The organism is Streptomyces sp. NPDC087270 (genome assembly GCF_044744625.1).
GTDB lineage: Bacteria > Actinomycetota > Actinomycetes > Streptomycetales > Streptomycetaceae > Actinacidiphila.
Map to the genome: position 1 here is coordinate 79,828 of NZ_JBIUYR010000027.1, position 22,668 is coordinate 102,495.

16 protein-coding genes are annotated in these 22,668 nt (G+C 71.4%); 6 read left to right on the forward strand and 10 right to left on the reverse strand.

Annotation, left to right across the window (positions count from 1 at the left end):
- Nucleotides 1–36: 36 nt before the first annotated feature.
- Nucleotides 37–1,275: a damage-control phosphatase ARMT1 family protein gene (locus ACIPAE_RS36650; protein WP_402451321.1), complete on the forward strand. Its 1,239-nt coding sequence runs from the start codon at nucleotides 37–39 to the stop codon at nucleotides 1,273–1,275.
- Nucleotides 1,276–1,403: 128 nt separating this feature from the next.
- On the opposite strand, the gene ACIPAE_RS36655 is transcribed toward ACIPAE_RS36650, so the two are convergent.
- The 10 genes from ACIPAE_RS36655 to ACIPAE_RS36700 all read right to left on the reverse strand — a co-directional run bounded on the left by ACIPAE_RS36655 (nucleotide 1,404) and on the right by ACIPAE_RS36700 (nucleotide 11,901).
- Nucleotides 1,404–2,678, reverse strand: coding sequence for an alpha/beta fold hydrolase (locus ACIPAE_RS36655; RefSeq protein WP_402451323.1), 1,275 nt, complete (start codon nucleotides 2,676–2,678; stop codon nucleotides 1,404–1,406).
- 133 nt (nucleotides 2,679–2,811) lie between these two features.
- Nucleotides 2,812–3,468, reverse strand: a complete 657-nt coding sequence (locus ACIPAE_RS36660; RefSeq protein ID WP_402451361.1) for a response regulator — start codon at nucleotides 3,466–3,468, stop codon at nucleotides 2,812–2,814.
- On the reverse strand, nucleotides 3,453–5,459 hold the full coding sequence (locus ACIPAE_RS36665) for a sensor histidine kinase (RefSeq protein WP_402451325.1): 2,007 nt from the start codon (nucleotides 5,457–5,459) through the stop codon (nucleotides 3,453–3,455). The genes ACIPAE_RS36660 and ACIPAE_RS36665 overlap by 16 nt, the downstream gene beginning before the upstream one ends.
- A gap of 154 nt (nucleotides 5,460–5,613) precedes the next feature.
- Nucleotides 5,614–5,811: a hypothetical protein gene (locus ACIPAE_RS36670; RefSeq protein ID WP_328465455.1), complete on the reverse strand. Its 198-nt coding sequence runs from the start codon at nucleotides 5,809–5,811 to the stop codon at nucleotides 5,614–5,616.
- A 53-nt stretch (nucleotides 5,812–5,864) separates the two neighbouring features.
- Entirely contained in the window at nucleotides 5,865–7,961 is a 2,097-nt protein-coding gene (locus ACIPAE_RS36675; RefSeq protein WP_402451327.1) for a radical SAM protein, read from the reverse strand.
- Between the two features lie 115 nt (nucleotides 7,962–8,076).
- A complete protein-coding gene (locus ACIPAE_RS36680; RefSeq protein WP_329367969.1) occupies nucleotides 8,077–8,436 on the reverse strand; it encodes a hypothetical protein in 360 nt (119 codons plus the stop codon).
- A 127-nt stretch (nucleotides 8,437–8,563) separates the two neighbouring features.
- Nucleotides 8,564–9,538, reverse strand: a complete 975-nt coding sequence (locus ACIPAE_RS36685) for a hypothetical protein (protein WP_366412762.1) — start codon at nucleotides 9,536–9,538, stop codon at nucleotides 8,564–8,566.
- 32 nt (nucleotides 9,539–9,570) lie between these two features.
- Complete coding sequence (locus ACIPAE_RS36690) at nucleotides 9,571–10,431, reverse strand: ABC transporter permease (RefSeq protein ID WP_402451330.1); 861 nt, start codon at nucleotides 10,429–10,431, stop codon at nucleotides 9,571–9,573.
- On the reverse strand, nucleotides 10,428–11,393 hold the full coding sequence (locus ACIPAE_RS36695; protein WP_402451332.1) for an ABC transporter ATP-binding protein: 966 nt from the start codon (nucleotides 11,391–11,393) through the stop codon (nucleotides 10,428–10,430). The genes ACIPAE_RS36690 and ACIPAE_RS36695 overlap by 4 nt, the downstream gene beginning before the upstream one ends.
- 145 nt (nucleotides 11,394–11,538) lie before the next feature.
- Nucleotides 11,539–11,901, reverse strand: a complete 363-nt coding sequence (locus ACIPAE_RS36700) for a hypothetical protein (RefSeq protein WP_328465467.1) — start codon at nucleotides 11,899–11,901, stop codon at nucleotides 11,539–11,541.
- 358 nt (nucleotides 11,902–12,259) lie between these two features.
- Between ACIPAE_RS36700 and ACIPAE_RS36705 the strand changes: the two genes are divergently transcribed.
- The 5 genes from ACIPAE_RS36705 to ACIPAE_RS36725 all read left to right on the forward strand — a co-directional run bounded on the left by ACIPAE_RS36705 (nucleotide 12,260) and on the right by ACIPAE_RS36725 (nucleotide 22,548).
- Nucleotides 12,260–14,533, forward strand: a complete 2,274-nt coding sequence (locus ACIPAE_RS36705; RefSeq protein ID WP_329367960.1) for a TOMM precursor leader peptide-binding protein — start codon at nucleotides 12,260–12,262, stop codon at nucleotides 14,531–14,533.
- A gap of 223 nt (nucleotides 14,534–14,756) precedes the next feature.
- Entirely contained in the window at nucleotides 14,757–16,259 is a 1,503-nt protein-coding gene (locus ACIPAE_RS36710; RefSeq protein WP_402451336.1) for a SagB family peptide dehydrogenase, read from the forward strand.
- Entirely contained in the window at nucleotides 16,243–17,058 is an 816-nt protein-coding gene (locus ACIPAE_RS36715; RefSeq protein ID WP_329367956.1) for an HlyD family efflux transporter periplasmic adaptor subunit, read from the forward strand. The genes ACIPAE_RS36710 and ACIPAE_RS36715 overlap by 17 nt, the downstream gene beginning before the upstream one ends.
- Nucleotides 17,055–19,427, forward strand: coding sequence for an NHLP family bacteriocin export ABC transporter peptidase/permease/ATPase subunit (locus ACIPAE_RS36720; protein WP_402451339.1), 2,373 nt, complete (start codon nucleotides 17,055–17,057; stop codon nucleotides 19,425–19,427). Before ACIPAE_RS36715 ends, ACIPAE_RS36720 begins: the two co-directional genes overlap by 4 nt.
- Before the next feature lie 4 nt (nucleotides 19,428–19,431).
- Nucleotides 19,432–22,548 (forward strand): NHLP bacteriocin export ABC transporter permease/ATPase subunit, encoded by a 3,117-nt coding sequence (locus tag ACIPAE_RS36725; protein ID WP_402451341.1) that lies wholly within the window; start codon nucleotides 19,432–19,434, stop codon nucleotides 22,546–22,548.
- Nucleotides 22,549–22,668: the final 120 nt, after the last annotated feature.

Sequence of the window (22,668 nt, forward strand, 5' to 3'; positions counted from 1 at the left end):
CGTGGGGGTACGCCGAGGAGAGGGACGAGCCTGAACATGCCCACCGCACCCACCATCTTGAGCAACACCCCCGGCTCCTTCGCCTGGGGTGTCTTCCACGAGCGGCACCCGAAGCTCGTCCGGCAGGTGCTCGACGCCCTGCCGTACGGGCCGGTCGAGCGGGCGGCGGTCGAGGAACTCCTCGTCGAGAGCACCGACGGCGTGCTGGAGCCGCTCGGCACGGGCGCCCACGATCAGCGGCAGTGGCGGGAGTGGGGCGAGGGCCTGTTCGGGCGGCCGTGGGACGAGGCGCCGTTCCTGTGGGCCGAGAGCTACTTCTACCGCAGGCTGCTCGAAGCCACCGGCTACTTCCGGCCCGGGACCTGGCAGGGCATCGACCCGTTCGCGCCGTTCAAGAACGCCGAACTGTCCGGCCCGGCAGTCACCGACGAGCTGGCGGCTCTCGGCCAACTGCCCTCCCTGCCCGCCGAGAAGCGGGCCGAGGTACTGCTCTCCTCAGCGCTCTGGGGCAACCGGGCGGACCTGGGCTTCCAGATCACCGGCTCGGCCGGGGACGCCGGGGACGCCGGGGATGCCGGGGACGCCGGGGATGCCGGGGACGCCCACCCCGCCGCTGCCGCCCTGGTCGCGGACGACAGCCCGCTCCTGTGGTCGACGCTCGCCGCTTCGAGCAACCCGACGGTCTGCGTCCTCGCGGACAACGCCGGCCGGGAGCTGCTGCCCGACCTCGTCCTGATCGACCACCTGCTGACCAGCGGCCTGGCCGCCGAGGTCGTCCTGTACGTCAAGCCCGCCCCGTACTACGTGTCGGACGCGACCACCGCCGACGTCCTCGCGACGCTCGACCGCCTCCGCAACCAGGCGGGCCAGGAGGCGGAACGGATCGGCCGCCGGCTCTGGCAAGCGATGAACAGCGGCACCCTCGCGATCCGCACGCACCCGTTCCTCTGCGCACCGCTGCCCTTCCACGACATGCCGGCCGACCTCGTGGCCGGGTTCTCCGGCGCCACGATGACGATCGTCAAGGGCGACCTCAACTACCGCCGTCTCGTGGGCGACCGGCGCTGGGCCGCCACGTCATCGTTCGCCGAGAGGGTCAGCCACTTCCCGTCCCCCGTGGCGGCCCTGCGCACCTTGAAGTCGGACGTCGTCGTCGGCCTCGACCGACCGGTGGTCGCCAGGCTCGACGCCACGGGCGAGCGATGGCGCACCAGCGGCACGTACGGCCTCGTCCAGGTCCACGCCACGCGGCCGATCCGAAAGACGGCGATCTGAAGGACAACCCCGCGGCGTCCTCGGTTCGGGTCTCGCTCGCGTCGGTGCCGTCGTCCGGCACGAGGTTCGGCACCGCCGTCCGGCACGACCGTTCGGGCGCACGCGCGACGGCCGGCCGGGCAGCGGGTTCACGACGCGGGTGCCGGCAGGGGGCGGTCGAGGAGGAAGGACCGCAGGAGGGCGGTGTAGAGGGCGGGTCGGCTGTGGGAGATGGCGTGGCCGGCGTCCTTGATGTGGACGATGCGGGAGTCCGGAAGGGTCTGCCGGTATTCCTGGGTCACGGCGGGCTTGATGAAGTCGCAGTCCCCTCGCATGATCAGGGCGGGGACGTGGACCGCGCGCAGCCGGGGGCGCGGGTCGGGGAGCCGCTCGAAGTCCTTGACGGTCATCTGGTTGCTGTAGAAGCCCTGGGGGTTGGCGTGCGCCTCGGTGGGCGCCGCGTCCGCGCACGAGGTGGTGTCCTTGCCGAGCAGGGCCATCTCGTGCATCCAGTGGTCGACTTCGCGGTCGCCCACCAGGGCGTGCGCGGCGTTCGGGTTGACCTGGAGCAGGAGGTCGGCGGCGATCAGCCGCGGCTTGCTGTCGAGCCGGTCACGGTCCGAGCGCTGAGCCGCCGTCAGGTGCTGCCAGGGGTCTCCTGCCGCGGAGCCGGGGTATTCGTGGCCCCACAGCGCGCCCGGCGAGGTGAACACGGCCTTGGCGACGTGCGTGCCGTGCGCCAGCAGGTACTGGGCGGCCAGCGAACCGCCCCACGACTGGCCGACGACGATGATCCGGTCCGCGCCGATCGTGCGGCGGATCGCGTCGAGGTCGGCGACCTGGCGGGCCACGGTGTACTGCGTGATGTCGGAGAGCCGGGTGGAGCGTCCGGCGCCCACCTGGTCGTACGAGTAGACGTCGAAGCCGGCCGCGGCCAGTTCCCTGCCGCCCGTGGGGATGCCCTCGGTCGGGGTGCCGGGGCCGCCGTGCAGGAAGACGACCGGGGTCGGCTTCGGGGTGCCGACGGCGGGCGCGTGCACGTAGGCGATCCGTGAGCCGGTCGGCAGGTTCCAGAAGCTGACGCCCGGCGGGGCCGGGGCCGCGGCAGAGGTCGGCATCGGGCGCAGGATCGTACCGGCGGCGAGCGCCGAGACGGCGAGGAGCAGCACGCCCGTGAGCACGCACGTCGCCCGCACGCCGCCCTTGCCGAGCAGGGCGAACGCGCCGCGGCCGAGCAGCGCGGCCGTCCCCGCGGCAACCACCAGGCCGCACAGGGCGAGCAGGGGTATGTTCGCGGTCGCGAACGCCGCCGCGAGGAATCCGGCCGCGGCGGTGACGGGCGTCAGCACCACCGTGCCGACGAGGAGGACGCCGCCGAGTACGCGGCGCGCGAGCGCGGGAAGCGCGGGAAGTCTCAGTGCCATGCCGCTGAGGCTAGGTAGGCCTCGGTCACCGGGTCGTCGTGCGACCGGACGACCGGCCCGCGCCGGAATCCGCTGGTCGGCGGGGTGTCGACCCCCGCCGCACGGCGGGGGTGCCCGGCCGCGGGCCGGGGATTCAGCCGACCCCGGGGCGGATCAGACCCGTCTCGTACGCGGTGATCGTCGCCTGGACCCGGTCGCGGACGCCCAACTTGCCGAGGACCACCGCGACGTGGTCCTTGACGGTGGCCGGGCTGATGCCCAGCGCCGCGGCGATCTCCGCGTTGGCCAGGCCGCGCGCGACGTGCCGCAGCACCTCGGTCTCGCGCGGGGTGAGCCGCGCCAGCCGCGCCGGGTCGGCCGGGACGGGCCCGGCGGCGTACCGCTCGATCAGCCGCCCGGTCACCGCGGGGTCGAGCAGGGCGGCCCCACCGGCGACCACCCGTACGGCGTCGACCACCCGTTCCGGCTCGGCGTCCTTGAGCAGGAAGCCGACGGCCCCGGCGCGCAGCGCCGCGAACACGTACTCGTCGAGGTCGAAGGTGGTGAGGACGATGACGCGGGTGGCGGGGGCCGCCGCGGTGATCCGGGCGGTGGCGGCCAGACCGCCGGTGCCGGGCATCCTGATGTCCATCAGCGCGACGTCCGGGCGCAGTTCCAGGGCGAGCGCCACGGCCGACTCCCCGTCGCCGGCCTGGCCGACGACCGCAAGGCCCGGCTCCGCGTCGATGATCGCCGCGATGCCCGCGCGTACGACCGCCTGGTCGTCGGCGACAGTCACCCTGATGGTGATGGGAACACCTCCGGCAGCCAGACGCGTACCGCGTCGTCGTCGGTCCTGGTGAGCGTACCGCCCACGGCATCGGCCACCGCCCGTACCTGCCGCAGGGCGCCGGGGCTCCCGGGCGGCGGCGCGGTGAGTTCGACTCCCGCGTCCAGGCGCAGCACGGTGAGCGTGATGTCCTCGGCGAGCAGCAGCGCGGCGATCCGGTACGCGGCCACGCCCACGACGACGGTCACCGCCCGGTGCGGCCCGCGGTAGCGGACGGTCGCGCCGTACCGGCCGGCCAGCGCGGCGATCCCGGCCACCGTGGGCGGCGGGGTGCTCGCGCCGTCCGGGCCGCGCAGGTCGCGGAGGAGTTCGCGGAGCGCGCCCAGGGCCGCACGCGCTTCGTCGAGAACGGCGTCGAGCCGTCCCGCGTCGGCCGCGTCCGCCACGTTCGCCGCGTGCTGCCGGGCGGTACGCAGCAGGCCCGCCGCGATCAGCCGGCGCTGGTCGCGTACGGCCGCGTCGGCGTCCCGTTCGAGCAGTTCCCGCCCCCGCGCGGCGGCGGCCGCGCGCCGCTCCCGCCGCCGCGCGGTGACCAGGCCCAGCCACCACAGCGCGAACGACGGCACCGCCAGCAGCCCGGTCAGCGCGGCCCAGGCCGCCGCCCTGTTCCCGGTGATGCCGTCGGCGCTGGCCAGCGCGAGACCCCCGGTCGCGGCCACCGCCACCGGAGCCACCAGGCCGCGCCGCACCGCGAGATACGCGCCCGCGCTGTAGAGGAACGTCAGCTCGACCCACCAGTAGACCAGGAAGATGTCGCTGACCGGCGGCCTCGTCCACCCGGCCCGGTCGCAGCCCCACCACAGCACCAGCGCCGACAGCACCGCCACCAGCCCCGCACCGGGCGCCCGTGACCGCCAGCCCAACGGCACCGCGTGCAGCCCGGACAGCACCACCACCGGCACGCTCGGCAGCACCCCGCGAAACGCGTCGGGCACGTCGTCCGACAGCAGACTCGCGCCGAGCGACAGCGCGACGGCGAGGACCACCAGCGCCCAGTCGAGCGCGGTGGGCCCCCGCCACAGCGGACGGCGACGGGGGCCGGATGTCCCGCCCGGTGTCCTGCCGGGCGGGCCCGGTGGGAAGGGGAGTTCGGCCCGGACGGTCCAGCCGGGGCCGTGCGGACTGTCGGCGCCGTCGGGGCCGTAGCTGAGGACGCCCCCGGCCGCGGCGACGGTCGTACGGAGGCCGAGCAGGCCGTGGCCCGTGCCGAGGTGGGGTTCGAGCGCGGTGCCGCCGCTGTCGCCGACCGTGACGGTGAGCAGGCCGGGCGCGGCCTCGACGGTCACGCGCATCGCCGAACCCCGGGCGTAGCGGGCCGCGTTGGTCAGGGCTTCGCGCACGACGCGGTGGGCGAGGGCGGCGGTCGACGGGGGGACCGCGGTCGCGGTGGAGCGGTAACGGGCACCGGACTCGGCGGCCAGGGCGGCGATGACGTCGAGGTCCGCCTTGTCGTGGTCGGTGAGGACGTCGAGTTCGGTGATGGCCTGGCGGGCGGCGGTCGCCGCGTGGCTCAGCGCGGCGGCCGCGCGCCCGGGGTCGGCGAGGCGTCGCGCCGCCGCGGCGGAGACGACGATCGCTGTCAGGCGGTGGGCGGCCACATCATGCAACTCGACGGCGAGCCGGTCCCGTTCCGCGAGCGCCGCGAACCGCGGGATCTCGGGCGCGCCCGTACGGTACGCGGCCAGCGCGGACCGCTCGGCGCGCCTGCGCCGCCGGGACCGGCCCAGGACCCACGCGACGGCGGCGGCGCCCGCCGCCACCAGTGCGGTGCCCGCGACGTTCCACGGCCGCAGGCCCGCCGCCGCGGCGGTCGCGGCGGCCACCGAGACGGCCAGGGCCGCCCCCGCGGCGGCCAGACCCGCGGTGCGCCGCAGCGCCAGCACGTACAGCCCGATCAGCGCCGCTCCCGACGCGGCGACACCCCCGACCGCACCGAGCGGCACGGCGGTCATCGTCCCGGTCGGTACGTGTACGGGCCCGCCGCCCCGCGGCGCACCTCGTCCCCGGTCCCCCCTCGCATGGCGGCAGGATAGCGAACGGGGGCAGCCGGACCGGGCCCCCCGAACCCGCCCTTGCCGGCTGCCGACCGCACCGCCCCCCGCGGGCTCAGCGGCGGTTGCGCTGCCGCGGAGCCCGGCGCGGCGTGCCCTCGGCGCCACCACCCCTGGCCATGGTGTACACCATGCTGGTGAGCACGCCGCCGACGATGATCACGGCGATCCCGACGGTGGTGTTGATGAGGAAGCCCCCGAGGATGAGCAAGGCGTAGATCGGCGGGGTGGCGTTGCGGACGTTTCGGTTCACGGCAGGGGTCCTTCTTGGGGGGTGGGCTCGGGGGGCGGAGTCGACGGGGGTGGCTAGGCAGTGTGGGGAACCGCGATCGGCTGAACCGTCTCGCGTTGCGGCAGGCGTTGGACATCGAGACGCATGCCGACGTCGTGGAGAGGACGTCCGCTGCCGTGCCAGACCGAGAGCGAGTACGGGCTGAAGGGGTAGCGGGTCCTCGACTCGGGTACCTCGATCCGGCCGTGCACCAGACTCTCGCCGGAAACGGCGGCGGGGGCACCGCCCGGCACGTCGCCGTACGACCTCAGCAGGTCGAACAGCGCTTCCGGCAGGGCGAAGTCGTGTTGCTCCGCCTTCCCGTGGATTCCCGCGCGGAAGACCGCCGCCGCCGCCAGGTCCAGGCCGGTGACCATGTCGAGGTCGCTGCGGTCCGGCAACGGGCGCCCCTGGGAGGTGAGCTCTTCGTACAGGAAGTCCACGGCACTTCGAGCATAGCGGGCGGCGCGGTCCGCATCGCCGACCATGCGCCGCAGGATCGCCTGGTAGTGGAGCTCCTCGTGGATCACGGGACGCCCGATGTTCCGGTACAGCAGGTCGCGGTCGAAGCTCTCGGGCTCCCGCCAGACACGGTCGTAGTCGGCCATCAGGAAGGAGATCAGCGGGTCTTCCACCGCCCCCTCGCGCAGGAAAGTGCCGAGCAGTTCGATCAGGTCCACCGTGCGCGCACCCGAGGTCTCGGCGAGGACGCGGATCGTCGAGCGGAGCAGGCACTTGTGGAAGAGCGTCAGCGGAATCCGGAAGGCCATCCCGCTCAGCCAGTCGTCGAACGTCACCCGGGAGTGCTCGGTGACGACGTCGGCCATCAGGTCCGTGTTGCCGGGGTCGCAGGGCAGGTGCCTGGTGCGCAGGCCGTGATCGTCCCGGAAGCGGTCATGCGTGTAGTCGGTGTTGTTGAGCAGCAGCAGCGGGTAGATGACCGGTGAGCCGCCCGAGGTGATCGCCTCCTCGATCCCGGTCATGTGGGTGGCGCGGGACTCGCCGGGCAGACCCCAGATGAGGTCGGTGTAGGTGGGGATGTTCTGGGCCCGGAACTGGGTCTGCATACGGCGGTAGTTGTCGACGCGGATGTTGCGGCGGTTGGCGATCTGCAGGACATCCGGGTCGAAGGACTGTGCCGACAGGGTGATCGCCCCGGTCAGCCCGGCCCGGTAGAGGATTCCCGCGATCTCCACCACCCGGCCGTTGGTGTTCTTCGCCCAGTTCGTCATCACCAGCAGACGCTTGTTGTGGCGCCGGCACAGCTCCACGATGTGGCGCGCGATGTCGACGTCGCGCGCGACGATGCCGAAGTTGGCGTCGGCGATGAACAGTTGCGTGCCGTTGGCGGCGACCCGGACGATCCGATCCAGCTCGCTCAGGATGCGGTCCATGGGGAACTGGCGGATCTTGGAGTTGGTGGCCCCGCCCCAGTAGCAGAAGGCGCAGGAGTAGGGGCAGCCCCGGTTGGTCTCGTACACCAGCATCCGGGACTGCGCGATGTCCTCGTCGGCCCAGGTGTTCCCGAGCAGCGGCGAGGGCAGCTCGGCGAGGTCCTCGATCCGGGGGGCCGCGGCGGTGGTGACCACCTCGCCGTCGGCGCAGCGGTAGCTGATGCCGGGCAGGGCGCCCAACTCGCTCTCCGCGCTGGCCGGTTCCTCGTGGCGCAGGAAGACGCGCAGCAGGTCGCGGAAGCGCATCTCGCCCTCGCCGTGGACGAGGACGTCCACCCAGGGCGCCTCGTCGAACACCACCGGCTGGTGCGTCACGTCGTTGCCGCCCACCACGATGCGGCAGCGCGGCCAGCGCTCCTTGATCCGGCGGGCCAGTTCGAGCGTGCCGGGCCGGTTCCAGAAGTAGACGGTGAACGCGACCGCCAGGGGATCGTCCAGCGCGTCCAGCACCTTGGCGCAGGCGGTCTCGAAGGCGTCCCCGCCCTGCATGTACACGTGTTTGGCGAAGGAACAGGCTTCGGCGAGGTCCGGGGCCGCCTCGGCGGCGGCCTGCAGGTAGCCCAGTACGGCGCTGTAGCGGACACCGGGCATCACGGTCAGCTCGACCAGGTGCACTTGGCGCCGTGCAGCCGCGGCAGGGGGCGCACCGGGCCCGGCAGACAGGTCGGCTGACGTCATTTCTCGAACCCTTCTCGACGTTCGGTTGCGTTGACCGGCACCGCCGGAATCAGCCGGCCGGACCGACGAGGAACTCGTCCGTCGCGGCCGACTGATTCCGGCAACCACCTTCGGATCAGGTGCAGGTGCAGCAGGGCGAGCAGCAGCAGCAGTAGCTGTCGCCGCCGGCCACGGCCTCAAGGTCGGCCTCGGACAGCTCGCGGTCCTCGATCTGGGGCGAGGTCGGCACCCGCAGCTCGTACACACCGGTCACCTTGCCGGCGCCCCAGAGGTCCACCTGGGCCTCCAGGTCGGGGTCGCCCCCGATGTCCCGGACGATGCGCACGGTGGCGTCCGCCGGCAGCTCCAGGCCCTGCTCGGCAAGCGCCGTACGCGGGTTCGCCTCCAGCCGGTTCACGTAGTCCTCGTCCGACCACGCAACCGTCAGCACCTTGGTGTAGGCGCTGACGAACGCTGACCTTTCTCGCGGTTCCATGGATCTCCTTCTTGATCAACTACCGGGCGTCACAGTCGACGTCCGGGGCGTCCCTGCCGGTGAGGCCGGGACGATCCCTGCCGGGAAGGCCGGGAATTCTGGGGTGCGGGCCGCAAGGGCGGGGAACCTATCCGTCGACCGACAGCAGGTAGTCGCTGAAGCCGAGGAGTTGGACCCCGGGGCCCGGTGTGGAGGCGGGCGGGATGACGCTGAGGTACACCTCGAGCCGGTCGATCACGTACTGCGAGGAGTGCGCGCCCTGGGGGCTGCCCGCCATGGCCGCCTCCGGGCTGCCCGGGTCGAGGGCGACCGTCCCGTAGCCGGAGGAGGAGGTCATGGTGTCCTGCACCTTGACCGCGCTGAACGCCAGTACCCCTCCGTCCCGGGTGCGCAGCATGTAGGACGGGTACTCGTGCGACAGCAGGACGCGGTTCAGCACACCGCCGCGGGACTTCAACTCCTGTGCGTTGGCGTTGAAGGTCCCGGCGAGATCGACGGTGAGCGCCTGACTCGGAGCCAGCGGCACGTCGGCGTCCTTGTGGCCCTGCGCGAAGTCGTTGTATGCCTTGGCCAGTTCGCTGGGCGGTGCCAGCAGGCCGTCGCTGCTGGTGACTTCCGGCGCGCCGTCGGCGCTGTCCTCTTCCAGCGTCGGCGGCCCGGTGGTGGTGTCGGTGGCCAACGGGTAGTAGGCGACCTTGTACTTCGCCGACGGCTGGTCCTGGACGAACAGCGTGTACACCGGCTCCGGGGTGACCCGGTCGGACTGGAGCATCGGGGCGATCGCCAGGAAGTAGTGCGGGTAGCTGGTGACTCGCGGGAAGACGAACCTGGGCGTGACGAAGCTCCGGTCCGTCACCTGGATCTTCTGCGCCTTCGCGACCGTCAGAGCGGCCTTGCTCGCCACGGAAGCCGGCGGCTCCTCGATGGTGGACAGCGTCTTGACGTTCTTGAGGGTGATCGCGTTGCTGGTCGATGAGTACTGCTCCAGCAACTTGGTCGCCAGGGGCACTCCGACCGGCGGGGGGGCCGCGGGAGAAGCGGTTGCCTTGGGCGTGGACGATCCGCTGCCGCATCCGGCGACGAGCACCGCGAGACCTGCCACGGCCGTCCACGTTCTTATCCTGCCGAGTGCGTTCACTTTCTGGCCCGCCCCCACTTGAAGGTCGCCAGGCTCAGCAGGAGCCCGGCCAGGCACCACCCGCCGAGAACCAGGGCCGTACGCCCGTGCTCCCAGCTGCCGGCCGCCTCGGATTGCTGGAAGGAGTCGGACAGGAACGCCGACCGCAGTCCCTGGGCCATCCATTTGAGCGGGAAGCATCCCGCTATCACCTGCATGAAGCCGGGGAGGGAGGTGAACACGAAGAACACGCCCGAGATGAGCTGCAGCCCGAGATAGGGCAGTTGCACCACCGGTGCCGCGGCACGCGCGTTGGGGGCCACCCGGCTGTAGGCGATGCCGAGGAAGGAGCAGGCGACGATACCCAGGACCACCACCCACACGAAGGTGAACCAGCGCGCCCCGGTGTCCGGAAGGTGCAGGCCGAACAGGCCCACGCCGACCGCCAGCAGCACCACGGTCTCGAGCACCCCGATGACGAACGCCTGGACGACCTTGCCCAGGAAGTACGACACCGGCGACATCGGCGTCGCGGCCAGCCGGCGCAGCGTGCCGTCGTCGCGCTCGACCGCGATGGCGACGGCGAGGCTGGAGAAGGTGGTGCTCATGATGCCGGAGGCGATGATCCCGGCGATCAGCACCTGCTTCATGGGGGTGTAGGTACCGGGGGCGTTGCCCGAGTAGATGGCGCCGAAGATCAGCAGCAGCACGAGCGGCAGGGCGAAGGTGAAGACCACCGCTTGCCGGTTGCGGAAGTAGCTCCTCAGCTCGATGCCGGCGCGGGCCGCCGCCACCCTGCCGATCGAAGGCGTCCGCCGCTCGCGCGCGCGGGGCTCGGACCGGTACTCCAGGGCCGTGGTTTCCGTTCCACCGGTCATGCGACGTGCTCCAGTTCGGGTTCGGGCGCCGGGGCCGCGGTGTCGGCCGCGATCATCCGGAGATAGACGTCCTCCAGCGTGGGCCTGGTGACGGTCAGTCCCGGCAGGTCGTCGCTCCCCAGCCGGGCCGCCCAGTCGAGCAGGACCCGCAAGGTGGCGGCCGGTGCGGCCGTGCCGATCCGGACCTGGCCCTCCGCCCGTCCGAGCGGTGCCGCGCCGGCCGGTTGGACGGCCGGCAGTTCGGCTCCGTGCAGGGCGCCCGCCGCGTGGAACTCGATGACGGCCTCGCCGTCGGCGCGCCCGCCGATGTCCGCGGGTGCGCCCTCTTCGGCGACCTTTCCGCGCAGCAGGATGGCGACCCGGTCGCAGAGCACCTCGACCTCGTCGAGGTAGTGGGTGGTGAGCATCAGCGTGGTGCCGTCCGCCGCCAGCGCCCGGATCAGGTCCCAGGTGACGCGCCGGGCCTGCGGGTCCAGGCCCGTGGTGGGTTCGTCGAGGAAGACCAGTTCGGGGCGCCCGACGATGCCGAGCGCGATGTCCAGGCGGCGCTGCTGGCCGCCGGAGAGCCGGCCGGTGCGTTCGTTCGCCTTCTCGCCGAGTCCCGTCCGCTCGATCACGCTGCCGACGGGCAAGGGGTCGGGGTACAGGGAGGCGAAGTGGGAGACGACCTCCTTGACGGTGAGCTGGTCGAACGAGCCCATGTCCTGGGGGACGATGCCGATCCGGGCGCGCCACTGCGGCCCCGCGCCTGCGGGGTCCTGGCCGAGGACGCTGACCGACCCCGCGCTGCGGCTGCTGAAGCCCGTGAGGATCTCCTGCGTGGTGGTCTTCCCCGCGCCGTTCGGGCCGAGCAGACCGAAGATCTCGCCGCGTCCCACGTGGAGGTCGACCCCGTGCAGCACGGGTACGGCTCCGTAGGACTTGCGTAGTCCGGACACCCCGATCACTTCCGGTCCGGGCATGGGTATCACCTCGAGGTTCCGCGGGTCTGCTCTGTCTGGTGCTGTGCGCGATCGAAGACCGAAGGTGGATCGAAGGCCGAAGGTGGATCGAAGCCCGAAGGTGGAGAGCGCCGCGGCTCCACCGGTCGCCGCGACGCCCAACCTGTCAGGTGCAGGTGCAGCAGGGGCAGCAGCAGCAGCAGTAGGTGTTGTCGCCGCCGGAGACCGCTTCCAGGTCCGCCTCAGACAGTTCGCGGTCCTCGATCTGGGGCGAGGCGGGCACCCTCAGCTCGTAGACGCCGGTCGCCTTGCCGGCGCCCCAGAGCGAGACCTGGGCCTCCAGGTCGGGATCGCCGCCGACATCCCGGACCACGTGCACCGTGGCATTCGCGGGCAGTTCCAGACCCTGTTCGGCCAGCGCGGTACGCGGGTCCGCCTGCAGCCGCGACACGTAGTCCTCGTTCGACCAGGCAGCTGTCAGCACCTTGGTGTAGGCACTGACGAATGCCGACCTTTCCCTGGGCTCCATGAGCACCCCTTACTTGTCGATTTCGGTATCAAACCAGCTTCGGGTTGATGCGGAAATCATCCAGAGCTGACCCCCCGCAAGTCAACTGCGCTCTTCTGCATTTCGACCCGATTCTTTTTGCGGCCTTCCCCGCACCCGCAGAACCCGCCACCTCGTACGGTTGCCGCAGCTCAGAGTGGTCTGAAGTAGGGGACCCTTAGGACTAGTAGGGGACCCCCCTACAGATAAGAAGACCCCCCGGCGGGGGGAAGTCGCGAGCACCGAAAAGATAGCCGACGGTCGTCTCGACTTCCTTGCTCTACCCATCCCGGCGGGTATTAAAGTGTCCGATCAAGTCGAATAATTTTTGGAGGTCGCGGTGGATCTGCCCCGCTTCAAGGCACACCTTGTCCCGCAGGCCGTCGGCTCGGACCGGGTCTTTCTCGTTTCGGAGGAAGGCCACTACCTGGTCCAGGGAAAGGCCGTGGCCGAGGTCGTGCCTTTCCTGGACGGAACCCACACGATCGCCGAGATAGCCCAGAAGCTCTCCGACCGATTCACGCTGGGTGAAGTCGTCTTCGCCATCAGCAAGTTCCAGCGGTTCAACCACCTCGCGGAGGGTCCGGTCGGGACCGACCGCGCCGCGGTGGCCGTCTGGGAGTCCCGGGGAGTGGACGCCGCCGAGGCCGCCCGTCGACTGGACGAGGCCCAGGTGGAGATCACCTCGGTGGGCGCGGTGGACGAGGCGGAGGTGGTGTCCGCGCTGCGGACCACCGGCATCAAGGTGCGGCCGGTCACCGCCGCCAAGGCCGGTGCCGCCGCTCCCACCATGGTCGTCGTACTCGCCGACGACTACTGCAACCCCGAACTCGAGGCCGTGGACGCCCGCCTGCGCGAAGCCGGCATCCCCTGGCTGCTGGCCAAGCCCAACGGCGCCGATGTCTGGACCGGCCCGTACATGGTGCCGGAGGCCACCGGATGCTGGCGCTGCCTGGCCCAACGCCTCGACGGCAACCGGCAGGTGGAGGCGTACCTCAAGCGCAAGCGGGGCGACGACGCTCCGCTCCTCACCTCGCTGGCGGCCTCCCCCTGGTCGGTGGGGCTCTCGGCGCAGCTGGTCGCCAGCGCCGTGGCCAACATCATCGGGGCCGAAGCGTCCGACCACCAGGGCGTCCTGGTCTCGGTGCACGTCCCGACCATGCGCACCGAGCGCCACCAGCTGATCCGGCAGCCGCAGTGTCCCGGCTGCGGTGACCCCGCGGTCCTGCACATCGACCCCCGGATCGAACTGACCGAGCAGACCGTGCAGTTCAGCGCGGACGGCGGGCACCGGACGATGCGCCCCGACGACACCTACAAGCGGCTGGAGAAGCACATCAGCCGGCTGACCGGCGCGGTCAGCTCGCTGCGGCTGCTCAACGACGTCGACAACGGCGTCACCTACAGCTACTCGGCCGGCCACAACTTCGCGATGCCCGGCGACAACCTGGCCATGCTGCGCCGCAACCTGCGCGGCCAGAGCGGCGGCAAGGGCCGCAGCGACATCCAGGCGCGCGTCAGCGGAGTGTGCGAGGCCATCGAGCGGTACTCGGGCGTGTGGCGCGGTGACCGCCGCACCCGCCGGGCCAGCTTCGACGCGCTCGGTCCCGACCTGGCGGTGCACGCCAACGACCTGCTGCAGTACTCCGAGGCGCAGTACGCCGGCCGGGAGGTGTGGAACCACACCGGCGCGGGCCGGCTGCACATCGTGCCGGACCCGTTCGACACCAGCCGCGAGATCGAGTGGACGTCGGCCTGGTCGCTGACGCACGACCGGGAGCGCCTGGTGCCGGCGGGATACGCCTGGTTCGGCCACCCCGACCTGGTGGACAACTTCTACTGCTTCAGCGACGGCAACGGCAACGCCGCCGGGAACACCCTGGAGGAGGCGATCCTGCAGGCGTTCTACGAGATCTCCGAGCGCGACGCGGTCGCCCTGTGGTGGTACAACCGGGTGCTGCGACCCGGCTTCGACCTCGACAGCCTGGGCGAGCCGTACATCGACACCCTGCGCGACTTCTACACCGGCATGAACCGCAGCCTTGAGGTGGTGGACATCACCACCGACCTGGGCATTCCCACCTTCGCCGCGGTCTCGCGCCGGACCGACCACCCGGTGGAGGACGTGCTCCTGGGCTTCGGGGCACACCTCGACGTGCGGATCGCCGTCCTGCGGGCCCTGACCGAGGTCAACCAGTTCCTTCCGGCGGTGATCAACCGCAACGCGGACGGTTCCACGGACTACTGGGAGGACGACCCGGACACCCTCGCGTGGCTGAAGGAGGTGACGGTCGCCCAGGACCCGTGGGTCGCTCCGGCCGCGAACCTCACCCCCACGTCGGCCAGTACCTACGCCGGCCTGTTCTCCGGCGACCTGGCCAAGGACATCCGCAACGGTGTCGAGCGGGTCGAGAAGGCCGGCCTCGAAGTGATCGTCCTCGACCAGAGCCTGCCCGACCTGGAGTTGAAGGTCGCCAAGGTCATGGTCCCGGGCATGCGCCACTTCTGGCGCCGGCTGGCTCCGGGCCGACTCTACGACGTGCCGGTGAAGCTGGGCTGGCTGTCCGAGCCGACCGCCGAGGACCAGATGAACCCGCGCAGCGTCTTCTTCTGATCGGCCGGTCCGTCGATCAGCCGGTCCACCGTTCCTTTGATCCGTTGATCCGCTGATCCGCCGGCCTCCCGGTCCGCCGGTCCGCCGCTCTGCCGGCCCGCCGGTCCGTTGATCCGTCTCTCATGCCGTCGTCCCGAGCGGACCCCCGCCGGGGCGGCGGCCTGAACGTCATGGCCTTGCCCAGTGACAGGGCTTTCCCCACCGCAGTCTCCCTGGAGATGACATGACTGGTCCCGACGCTTCCGGCGTCATCAGCAACCACCCACCCGCACCCGGTCCGGTGCGGGTCGGTGAACTCCTGCGGCTCCACCCGGGCGCTCGGGTCGTCCCCGTCCCCAGCGGCGCGACCCAGATCTTCATCGGGCAACGCGGCACCTCGCTGGGTGCCCTGTCACCGGGACTGGCGGCGGCCGTCGAACTGCTCGGCACCAAGCCGGTCGACAACGACGAGCTGCTGGAGGTCGTCCGGAGCCACGAGGGCGAGCTCGGCATGCTCAAGACGCCCAAGCTGCTGCAGCGGCTGCGCGCGGGCGGCTGGCTCGCGGTCACCCTGGAGGCCGCGGGGAAGCCGCTGTTGACGTTCCGGCCGCTCGGCCCTGCCGTTCCGCCCGTTCTCAAGCACGACGGTGACCCGGCCGAGCTGCGGATGTCGCGCTTCGCCGTCCTGCGCGCCGAGGGCACCGGCATGGTGCTGGAGTCGCCGCTGGCGCACGTCGCCGTCGAACTGCACGATCCCGCACTCGCCGGGCTGCTGGCCTCGCTGCCCGCGCGGCAGGACCCGGGGCAGGCTCCCCAGGACGCCGAGAGCGCGCGCACCCACCTGCCGGAGCAGCCGGAAGTGGTCTCCGCGCTGCTGAGCGCCCTGGCCCGGCACGGCTTCCTGGTGCCGCGCAGCGGCGCCGCCGAGGAGGACTTCCGCTTCGCCCAGTGGTCGCCGCACGAGCTGTGGTTCCACAGCCGTACCCGCGTCGGACGCCACGACATGCCGTACGGCGGCACGTACTGGGCCAAGGGCACCGCCGAGCCGCTGCCCGCGGTCCGGCCGTCCTTCGAGGGCGTCTCGGTGGAGCTGCCCCGGGTGGACCTGGAGGCGTTGCGCGCGAGCGACCGGACCCTCACCGAGGTACTGGAGGACCGGCACTCGCTGCGGCTGCACGACAGCTCCTCGCCGCTCACCGCCGCGCAGTTGGGCGAGTTCCTGTACCGGAGCGCACGCAACCGGGCCCAGTACGACGACGGTTCCCAGCAACTCGGCGACCGGCCCTACCCGTCCGGCGGCCGGGCGTACGAGCTGGAGATCTATCCGCTGATCGACCAGGTGGACGGTGTGGCACCGGGCCTGTACCACTACGACCCCGAGGGGCACCGGCTGGAACTCGTCGCCGAGCCCGGGCCGGCGCTGACCCGCCTCACCGAGATGTCCCGCGCGACCGCGCAGATGTCCGCCGCCCCGCAGGTGACGCTGCTGATCACGGCCCGCTTCGGGCGGGTGATGTGGAAGTACTCCACGATGGGTTACGCCCTGGTGCTCAAGCACGTGGGCGTGCTGTACCAGGTGATGTACAGCGTCGCCACCGCGATGGGGCTCGCGGGCTGCGGGCTCGGCGGCGGCGACTCCGACGCGTTCGCCGCTGCTTCCGGGGTGGCCTGGGAGAGCGAGTCGACCGTCGGCGAGTTCCTGCTCGGCAGCCGTGGAGAGGAGGACGGCAGTGGAGTTCCGGCGTAAGGCACTGGAGAACCTGCGCGCACCCGACGACCTGGACAGCCCCCTGCGCCTGGCCCGGCCGCGGGCCTGGGCGGTGCTGGCACTCGTGGCGGTGCTCATCGCGGGCGGCCTGGTGTGGTCCTTCAACGGCTCCCTGGCCCGCAACGTGAACATACCGGGCATCCTCACGCACCCGCTGGGGGTCTCCAAGGTCGAGAGTCCGCAGAGCGGACTGGTCTCCGACGTCTTCGCCCAGACCGGGAACCCCGTGACCAAGGGCGCCCCGGTGCTGTCGCTGGTCGACGCCCACGGTGCCACCCAGATCGTCCGGGCCCCCTTCTCCGGCCGGACCATCGCCCTGCTGGTCGACAACGGGCAGTACGTCAACGCGGGCGCGACGTTCATGACGGTGGAGCGCACCGACAGCAAGAACGACCGGCTGGTGGCCGTCCTGTTCGCCCCCGCGGACAAGGCGGGCCAGCTGCAGATCGGCGACGACGTGGACATGGACGTGTCGTCGGCTCCCGCGCAGGCGTTCGGCCTGATGCGCGGCCATGTCACCGCCGTGGACGCGTTCCCGCAGACCGAGCAGCAGGTGCTGGACTTCCTGGGCGGGAACCAGCTGCTGTCCAACCAGCTCCTGAAAAAGGGCGGCCCGGTCCGCATCACCGTCGACCTGGAAACCGACTCCAAGGTCTCCAGCGGCTACCGCTGGACCTCGGCTTCGGGCCCCCCGTTCCGGATCAACTCGTGGACCCAGGTGACCGGTTACGGCCGGCTGCCCGGTGAGCGTCCCATCGATTGGCTGTTGCCGAAATGACGACTCAATCCACGCCCCCACTGCCCGCACCCGGCCGGAGGGCCGACTCGAAGACGCCGGGCGGACCGTCCCGTGGCCGCGGTCGCCGGCGCGATCGCAGCGAACGCGCCAGGAACCGGATGCGCGTCAAGACCCCCACCGTGATCCAGCTGGAGGCCGTCGAATGCGGCGCGGCCTCGCTGAGCATGGTGCTGGGCTTCTTCGGGCGCTTCGTCCAGCTGGAGGAGCTGCGGACCGCCTGCGGCGTCTCCCGTGACGGCGCCAAGGCCGTCAACCTGCTGCGAGCGGCCCGGAGTTACGGCCTGCTGGCCAGCGGCCGGCAGATGGAGGTGGAGAAGCTCAAGAAGCTGCGGCCGCCGACGATCCTGTTCTGGAACTTCAACCACTTCGTGGTCTACGAGGGCATGGGCACGCGGCTCGGGCGCCCGGTGGTCCACCTCAACGACCCGGCCTCCGGCAAGCGCACGGTCAGCATGGAGGAGTTCGACAAGAGCTTCACCGGCGTCGTCCTCACCTTCGAGCGCGGGCCCGACTTCAGGCGCGGCGGACGCCCCCCGCGCATCTCCACCGACCTGTACTCCCGCTACCGCCGCAACGGCGGGGCGCTGATGCTCGCGCTCCTGGCCAGCATCCTGCTGATCATCCCCGGCGTGGCGGTTCCCGCGTTCACCCGGGCCTTCATCGACCGGGTGCTGAACAACGGCGACCACTCCTTCATCACCCCGCTGATCGGCGCGATGGCCGCGGCCTCGGTGCTGACAGTGGTGCTGACCCTGCTCCAACAGACGCATCTGCTGCGGGTGGAGTCGTCGACGGCGATCCGAAGTTCCGCCCGCGTCGTGCGGCACCTGCTACGACTACCCGTGGTCTTCTTCACCCAGCGCAACCCGGCGGAGATCTCCCAACGGGTCGCCTCCAACGACCGGATCGCCGAGATCCTGTCCCGGGACGTGGCGACCGCGGCGGTCAGCGCGCTGCTCGTGGTCTTCTACGCGATCCTGTTGTGGACCTACGACGTCCAACTGACCCTGATCGGCGTCGGGGTGGCCCTGCTGAACATCGTGGTGCTGCGCCTGGTGGCCCGGCTCCGCAGCGACGCGGTGTCCAAACTCCGGGCGGACCGCGCGCGGTTGACCGCCGCGTCGTTCAACGGCCTGCAACTCATCGAGACGATGAAGGCGTCGGGCTCGGAGAACGACTACTTCGGCCGCTGGGCCGGCTTCCAGGCCAAGGTGGCCTCGGGATCGCAGGTCCTGGGCACTCCCACCGCGCTGCTCGCCGTCGTACCACCGTTCCTGGCGGCGGTGGACAGCGGCTGCATCCTGCTGATCGGCGGGACCAAGGCGATCGACGGGCACATCTCGATCGGTCTGCTGGTCGCCTTCCAGACGCTGGTGACGAACTTCACCCGCCCCGTCTCCCAGTTGAGCAACCTGGGGCCGCGGGTGCAGGACGTGGCCGCCGACATCAACCGGCTCAAGGACATCGAACGGTTCCCGCTGGCCTCCGACTTCACCAACAAGGTGATCGACACCGGCTCGGCCGCCGCGCCGGCCGGCGCGCCCGGCCAGCCGCCGGTGCCGCAGGACCCGCACGGGCAGCCCGGCACGGGCCGGCCCGCCTCCCGCAAGTCCTCCCGTCGGCCCACCAGCGTGGCCAGCGTGAAGATGATCGATGTCACCTTCGGCTACAGCCCGTTGGGCGAACCGCTGCTGCGCGACTTCGACCTGACCGTGCTGCCCGGCCAGCGGGTGGCGCTGGTGGGCGGCTCGGGCAGCGGAAAGTCCACGGTGAGCCGGCTCATCGCCGGCCTGTACGAGCCGCGGTCCGGTCAGATCCTCTTCGACGGCCGGGAACGCCGGACCTACACCCGCGACACCCTCGGCAACTCGGTGGCCTTCGTCGACCAGGACATCTTCCTCTTCGAGGGAACCGTCCGGGAGAACGTCACCTTGTGGGACACCTCCATCCCCGACGAGAGGATCGTCGCGGCGCTGCGCGACGCGGCCGTCTACGACGTCGTGGCCTCCCGGCCGGGCACCCTCAACAGCCTTGTCTCCGAGGGCGGCACCAACTTCTCGGGCGGTCAGCGGCAGCGTCTGGAGATCGCCCGCGCCCTGGTGCGCGGGCCCAGCGTCATGGTGCTCGACGAGGCCACGAGCGCCCTCGACGCGGAGACCGAGAAACGCATCGACGACAACCTCCGCCGGCTCGGCTGCGCTTGCGTGATCATCGCCCACCGGCTGTCGACGATCCGGGACAGCGACGAGATCCTCGTGCTCGATCACGGCCGGGTCGTGCAGCGCGGCACGCACCACGCCCTTGTCAAGGCAGAGGGACTGTACGCCGACCTGATCCGGGAGCAGTGAAGCCGTGAGCACATCCCACTTCTCGATCAACTACGGCCCGGACGCGATGGATCTGTCCGAGCTCGCAACGGTCCTCAGCCCCCGGACCGACGGCGTCTTCGCGCTGGCCGACCCCGGGCGCATCTGGTTCGTCACCGAGGGCATGCTCGACCTCTTCGCCGCCAGCGAGGAGGAGGGCGGACGCTGGACCTTCCTGTGCCGGGTCGGGACCGGCAGCGTACTGTGCGGCGCCCGGCTGGACGGGCCGACCCTGGTCGGCAAACCGCTGCCCGGGGGCGCCGTGCAGTCCTGCACGCTGGGCGAGGCGCTCAACGTCGCGCTCCCGCGGGTCGGATACGGTGCCGGCGCGCCGGCGAGCCGGCTGGCGAAGCTGCTGGCGGACGGACTGGACGCCGGGTTCGTGGCACTGGCCGACGCGGTGCGGACCGAACTGCCGCCGCGGGAGTTCGTCCCGCTGGAGACGGACAACGCCGACGGGTCGCGCCGCGCCCTGCTGCCGCCCGGTGCCATGGCACGCTCGGTCGACGGTGTGGTGTGGATCGAGGTGATCCGCGGTTCCGTCGCACTGGCGCTGACCGACTTCGACGAGTCCGGCGGGTCCTCCCGGCCCGCCCCTGCCCCCGCCCCGGCTCCCGCCCCCGCGCAGCCCCCCGCGCAGCCCGCACCGCCCGCCCATGACCCGTTCGCCACCATGGGCTGGCCCGGCCGGGGCGTCACCAAGCGGTTCCTGGTCACCGAGTCGGACTGGGTGCGCTCCGCGGACGGCGCGACGGTGGGCGTACTGCGCACCCCGGAGGTCATGGCAGACCCGGGCTTCGCCGAGGAGGTGCTGTCCCAGCAGCGCCTTCTCATGCGCCGGTTGACCGATCGGATGCACAGCCGGCGGTCCACGGCCCGCCGGGAGATGAACCAGCGGCGGAGGCTGGACGCCGAGACGCTCCAGCGTTCCTCGCAGGCTCTGGCATCGGTGCTCGACCCGTTCCGCCTGTCGGGGAGCGGCGACTTCGACCCGGCCGACCAGGACACCTATCTGGCGGTGGCCCGCGTCGTCGGGCACGCCTCGGGCGTCGAGGTCACCCGCACCTCCACGTCGGAGGCATCCGACTCCCGGCTGGGCCCCGTGGAGCGGATCGCGGTGTCCTCGCGCTTCCGCACCCGCGAGGTCCGCCTGGACGGCGACTGGTGGAAAACCGACCTGGGGCCGCTCTTCGCCCACCTCGGTTCGGATGCCACCGAAGGGCCGGGCGGCCCCTCGGACATCAACGTCAGCAAGCGCACCCCGGTGGCACTGATCTGGCACCGTGGCCGGTACCAGGTCCGCGAGCCGGGCGGCAGGACCACGAGGGTCGGCCGCTCCTACGCCGCCCGGTTGGAGCCGATCGCGTGGATGTTCTACCCGCCGCTGCCGGACGAACCCCTGGACCGGAACGCGTTGATCCGCTTCGGGCTGCGCGGCAGCGCCCGCGACGCGGCGATGATGATCGGGCTCGGACTGGGCGCGGCGCTGCTGGGCCTGCTGGTCCCGGTGCTCACCGGTAAGGTGCTCGGCGTCCTGGTGCCCCATGCGGACCGGGGGCCCCTGACGCAGGTGTGCGTGGTGCTGTTCGCCGCGGCCCTGCTCTCGGCGGTCCTGTCGGCGGTACAGAACCTGTCGCTGCTCCGGCTGGAGGGGCGCTTCGAGGCGCGGGCCCAAGCCGCGGTGTGGGACCGGCTGTTGCGGCTTCCCACCTCCTTCTTCAACAAGACCTCCACCGGCGAGTTGAGCAACTCCGCGATGGGCATCAGCACCATCCGGGACGTGCTGTCCGGCATCACCACCCAAGTGGTGCTGGGCTGCCTGATGTTCATCACCAACATGAGCCTGCTGTTCTTCTACAGCGTCCCGCTGGCCCTGATGGCGCTGGCCCTGGCACTCGGCGGCGGCCTGATCTGCCTGATCGTGGGGATCAAGCAGACCAAGTGGCAGAAGCTGCTGACCGAGCACGACCACAAGTTGGCCGGCATCCTCTTCCAGATGCTCGGCGGCCTGTCCAAGCTGCGCGTCGCCGTGGCGGAGGACCGGGCGTTCTCCCACTGGGCGCTGGGATTCGCCGGATCGAGGCGGCTGTCCTCCCGTGCCCGCCGCCTGCAGAACGTGGTCACGATCTTCAACTCCGGCTATCTGCTGGTGTGCTCGTTGCTGCTGTTCGCGCTCGTCGGCGGCCCGGCCAGCCACCAGCTGTCCACCAGCGGGTTCCTGACCTTCAACAGCGCCTACGGCATGATGCTGGCGGCCTGCATCCAGATCACCGGAAGCGTCACCATGGCATCGGCCGTGGGACCGCTCTTCGACGGCCTGCAACCGGTGATCTCCGAGGTGCCGGAGGTGTCGGCGGCCAAGGAGTCGCCCGGCGACCTCTACGGCGAGATCGAGGTCAGCAACGTCAGTTTCCGCTACCACGACGACACGCCGCCGGTGCTGCACGATGTCAGCTTCCAGGCCCGGCCCGGGGAGTTCGTCGCCATCGTCGGTCCGACGGGGTGCGGGAAGTCGACGCTGCTGCGGCTGCTGATCGGTTTCGACGAGCCCACCACCGGCGCGGTCCTCTACGACGGCATGGACCTGTCGTCGCTCGACGTGACGGCCGTCCGCCGGCAGTGCGGTGTCGTGCTGCAGAACGGGCAGCTGTTCGCCGGCAGCATCCTGTCCAACATCTGCGGCATGGGCAACTACTCGCTCGACGAAGCCTGGGAGGCCGCCGAGATGGCCGGCCTCGACGAGGACCTCGGACGGATGCCGATGGGCATGCACACCGTCCTGTCCGAAGGGGCGACGACGCTGTCGGCCGGCCAGCGACAGCGGCTCATGATCGCCCGTGCGCTGATCGGCCGGCCCCGCATCCTCTTCTTCGACGAGGCCACCAGCGCGCTGGACAACCGCACGCAGGAGATCGTCACCCAGAGCATGCGGCGGCTGAACGCGAGCCGCATCGTGATCGCCCACCGGCTGTCGACGGTGATGCGGGCCGACCGGGTGCTGGTCCTGGACGCCGGCCGGCTCGTGCAGTCCGGCAGCCCGGACGAACTGCTTCAGGACAAGGACGGCATGTTCTACCGCCTCGTCCAGCGGCAGATGTCCTGACCCGCTGCCACCTGCGGCCTGCCCGGCCCCGCCGGCCCGGCCCGCCGGTGCGACGGGCGCCGGCATGCGGCCTCCGAGCCGTCATGCCGGCGCCCGGCACCGCCCGGTGCCGTGGCCGGT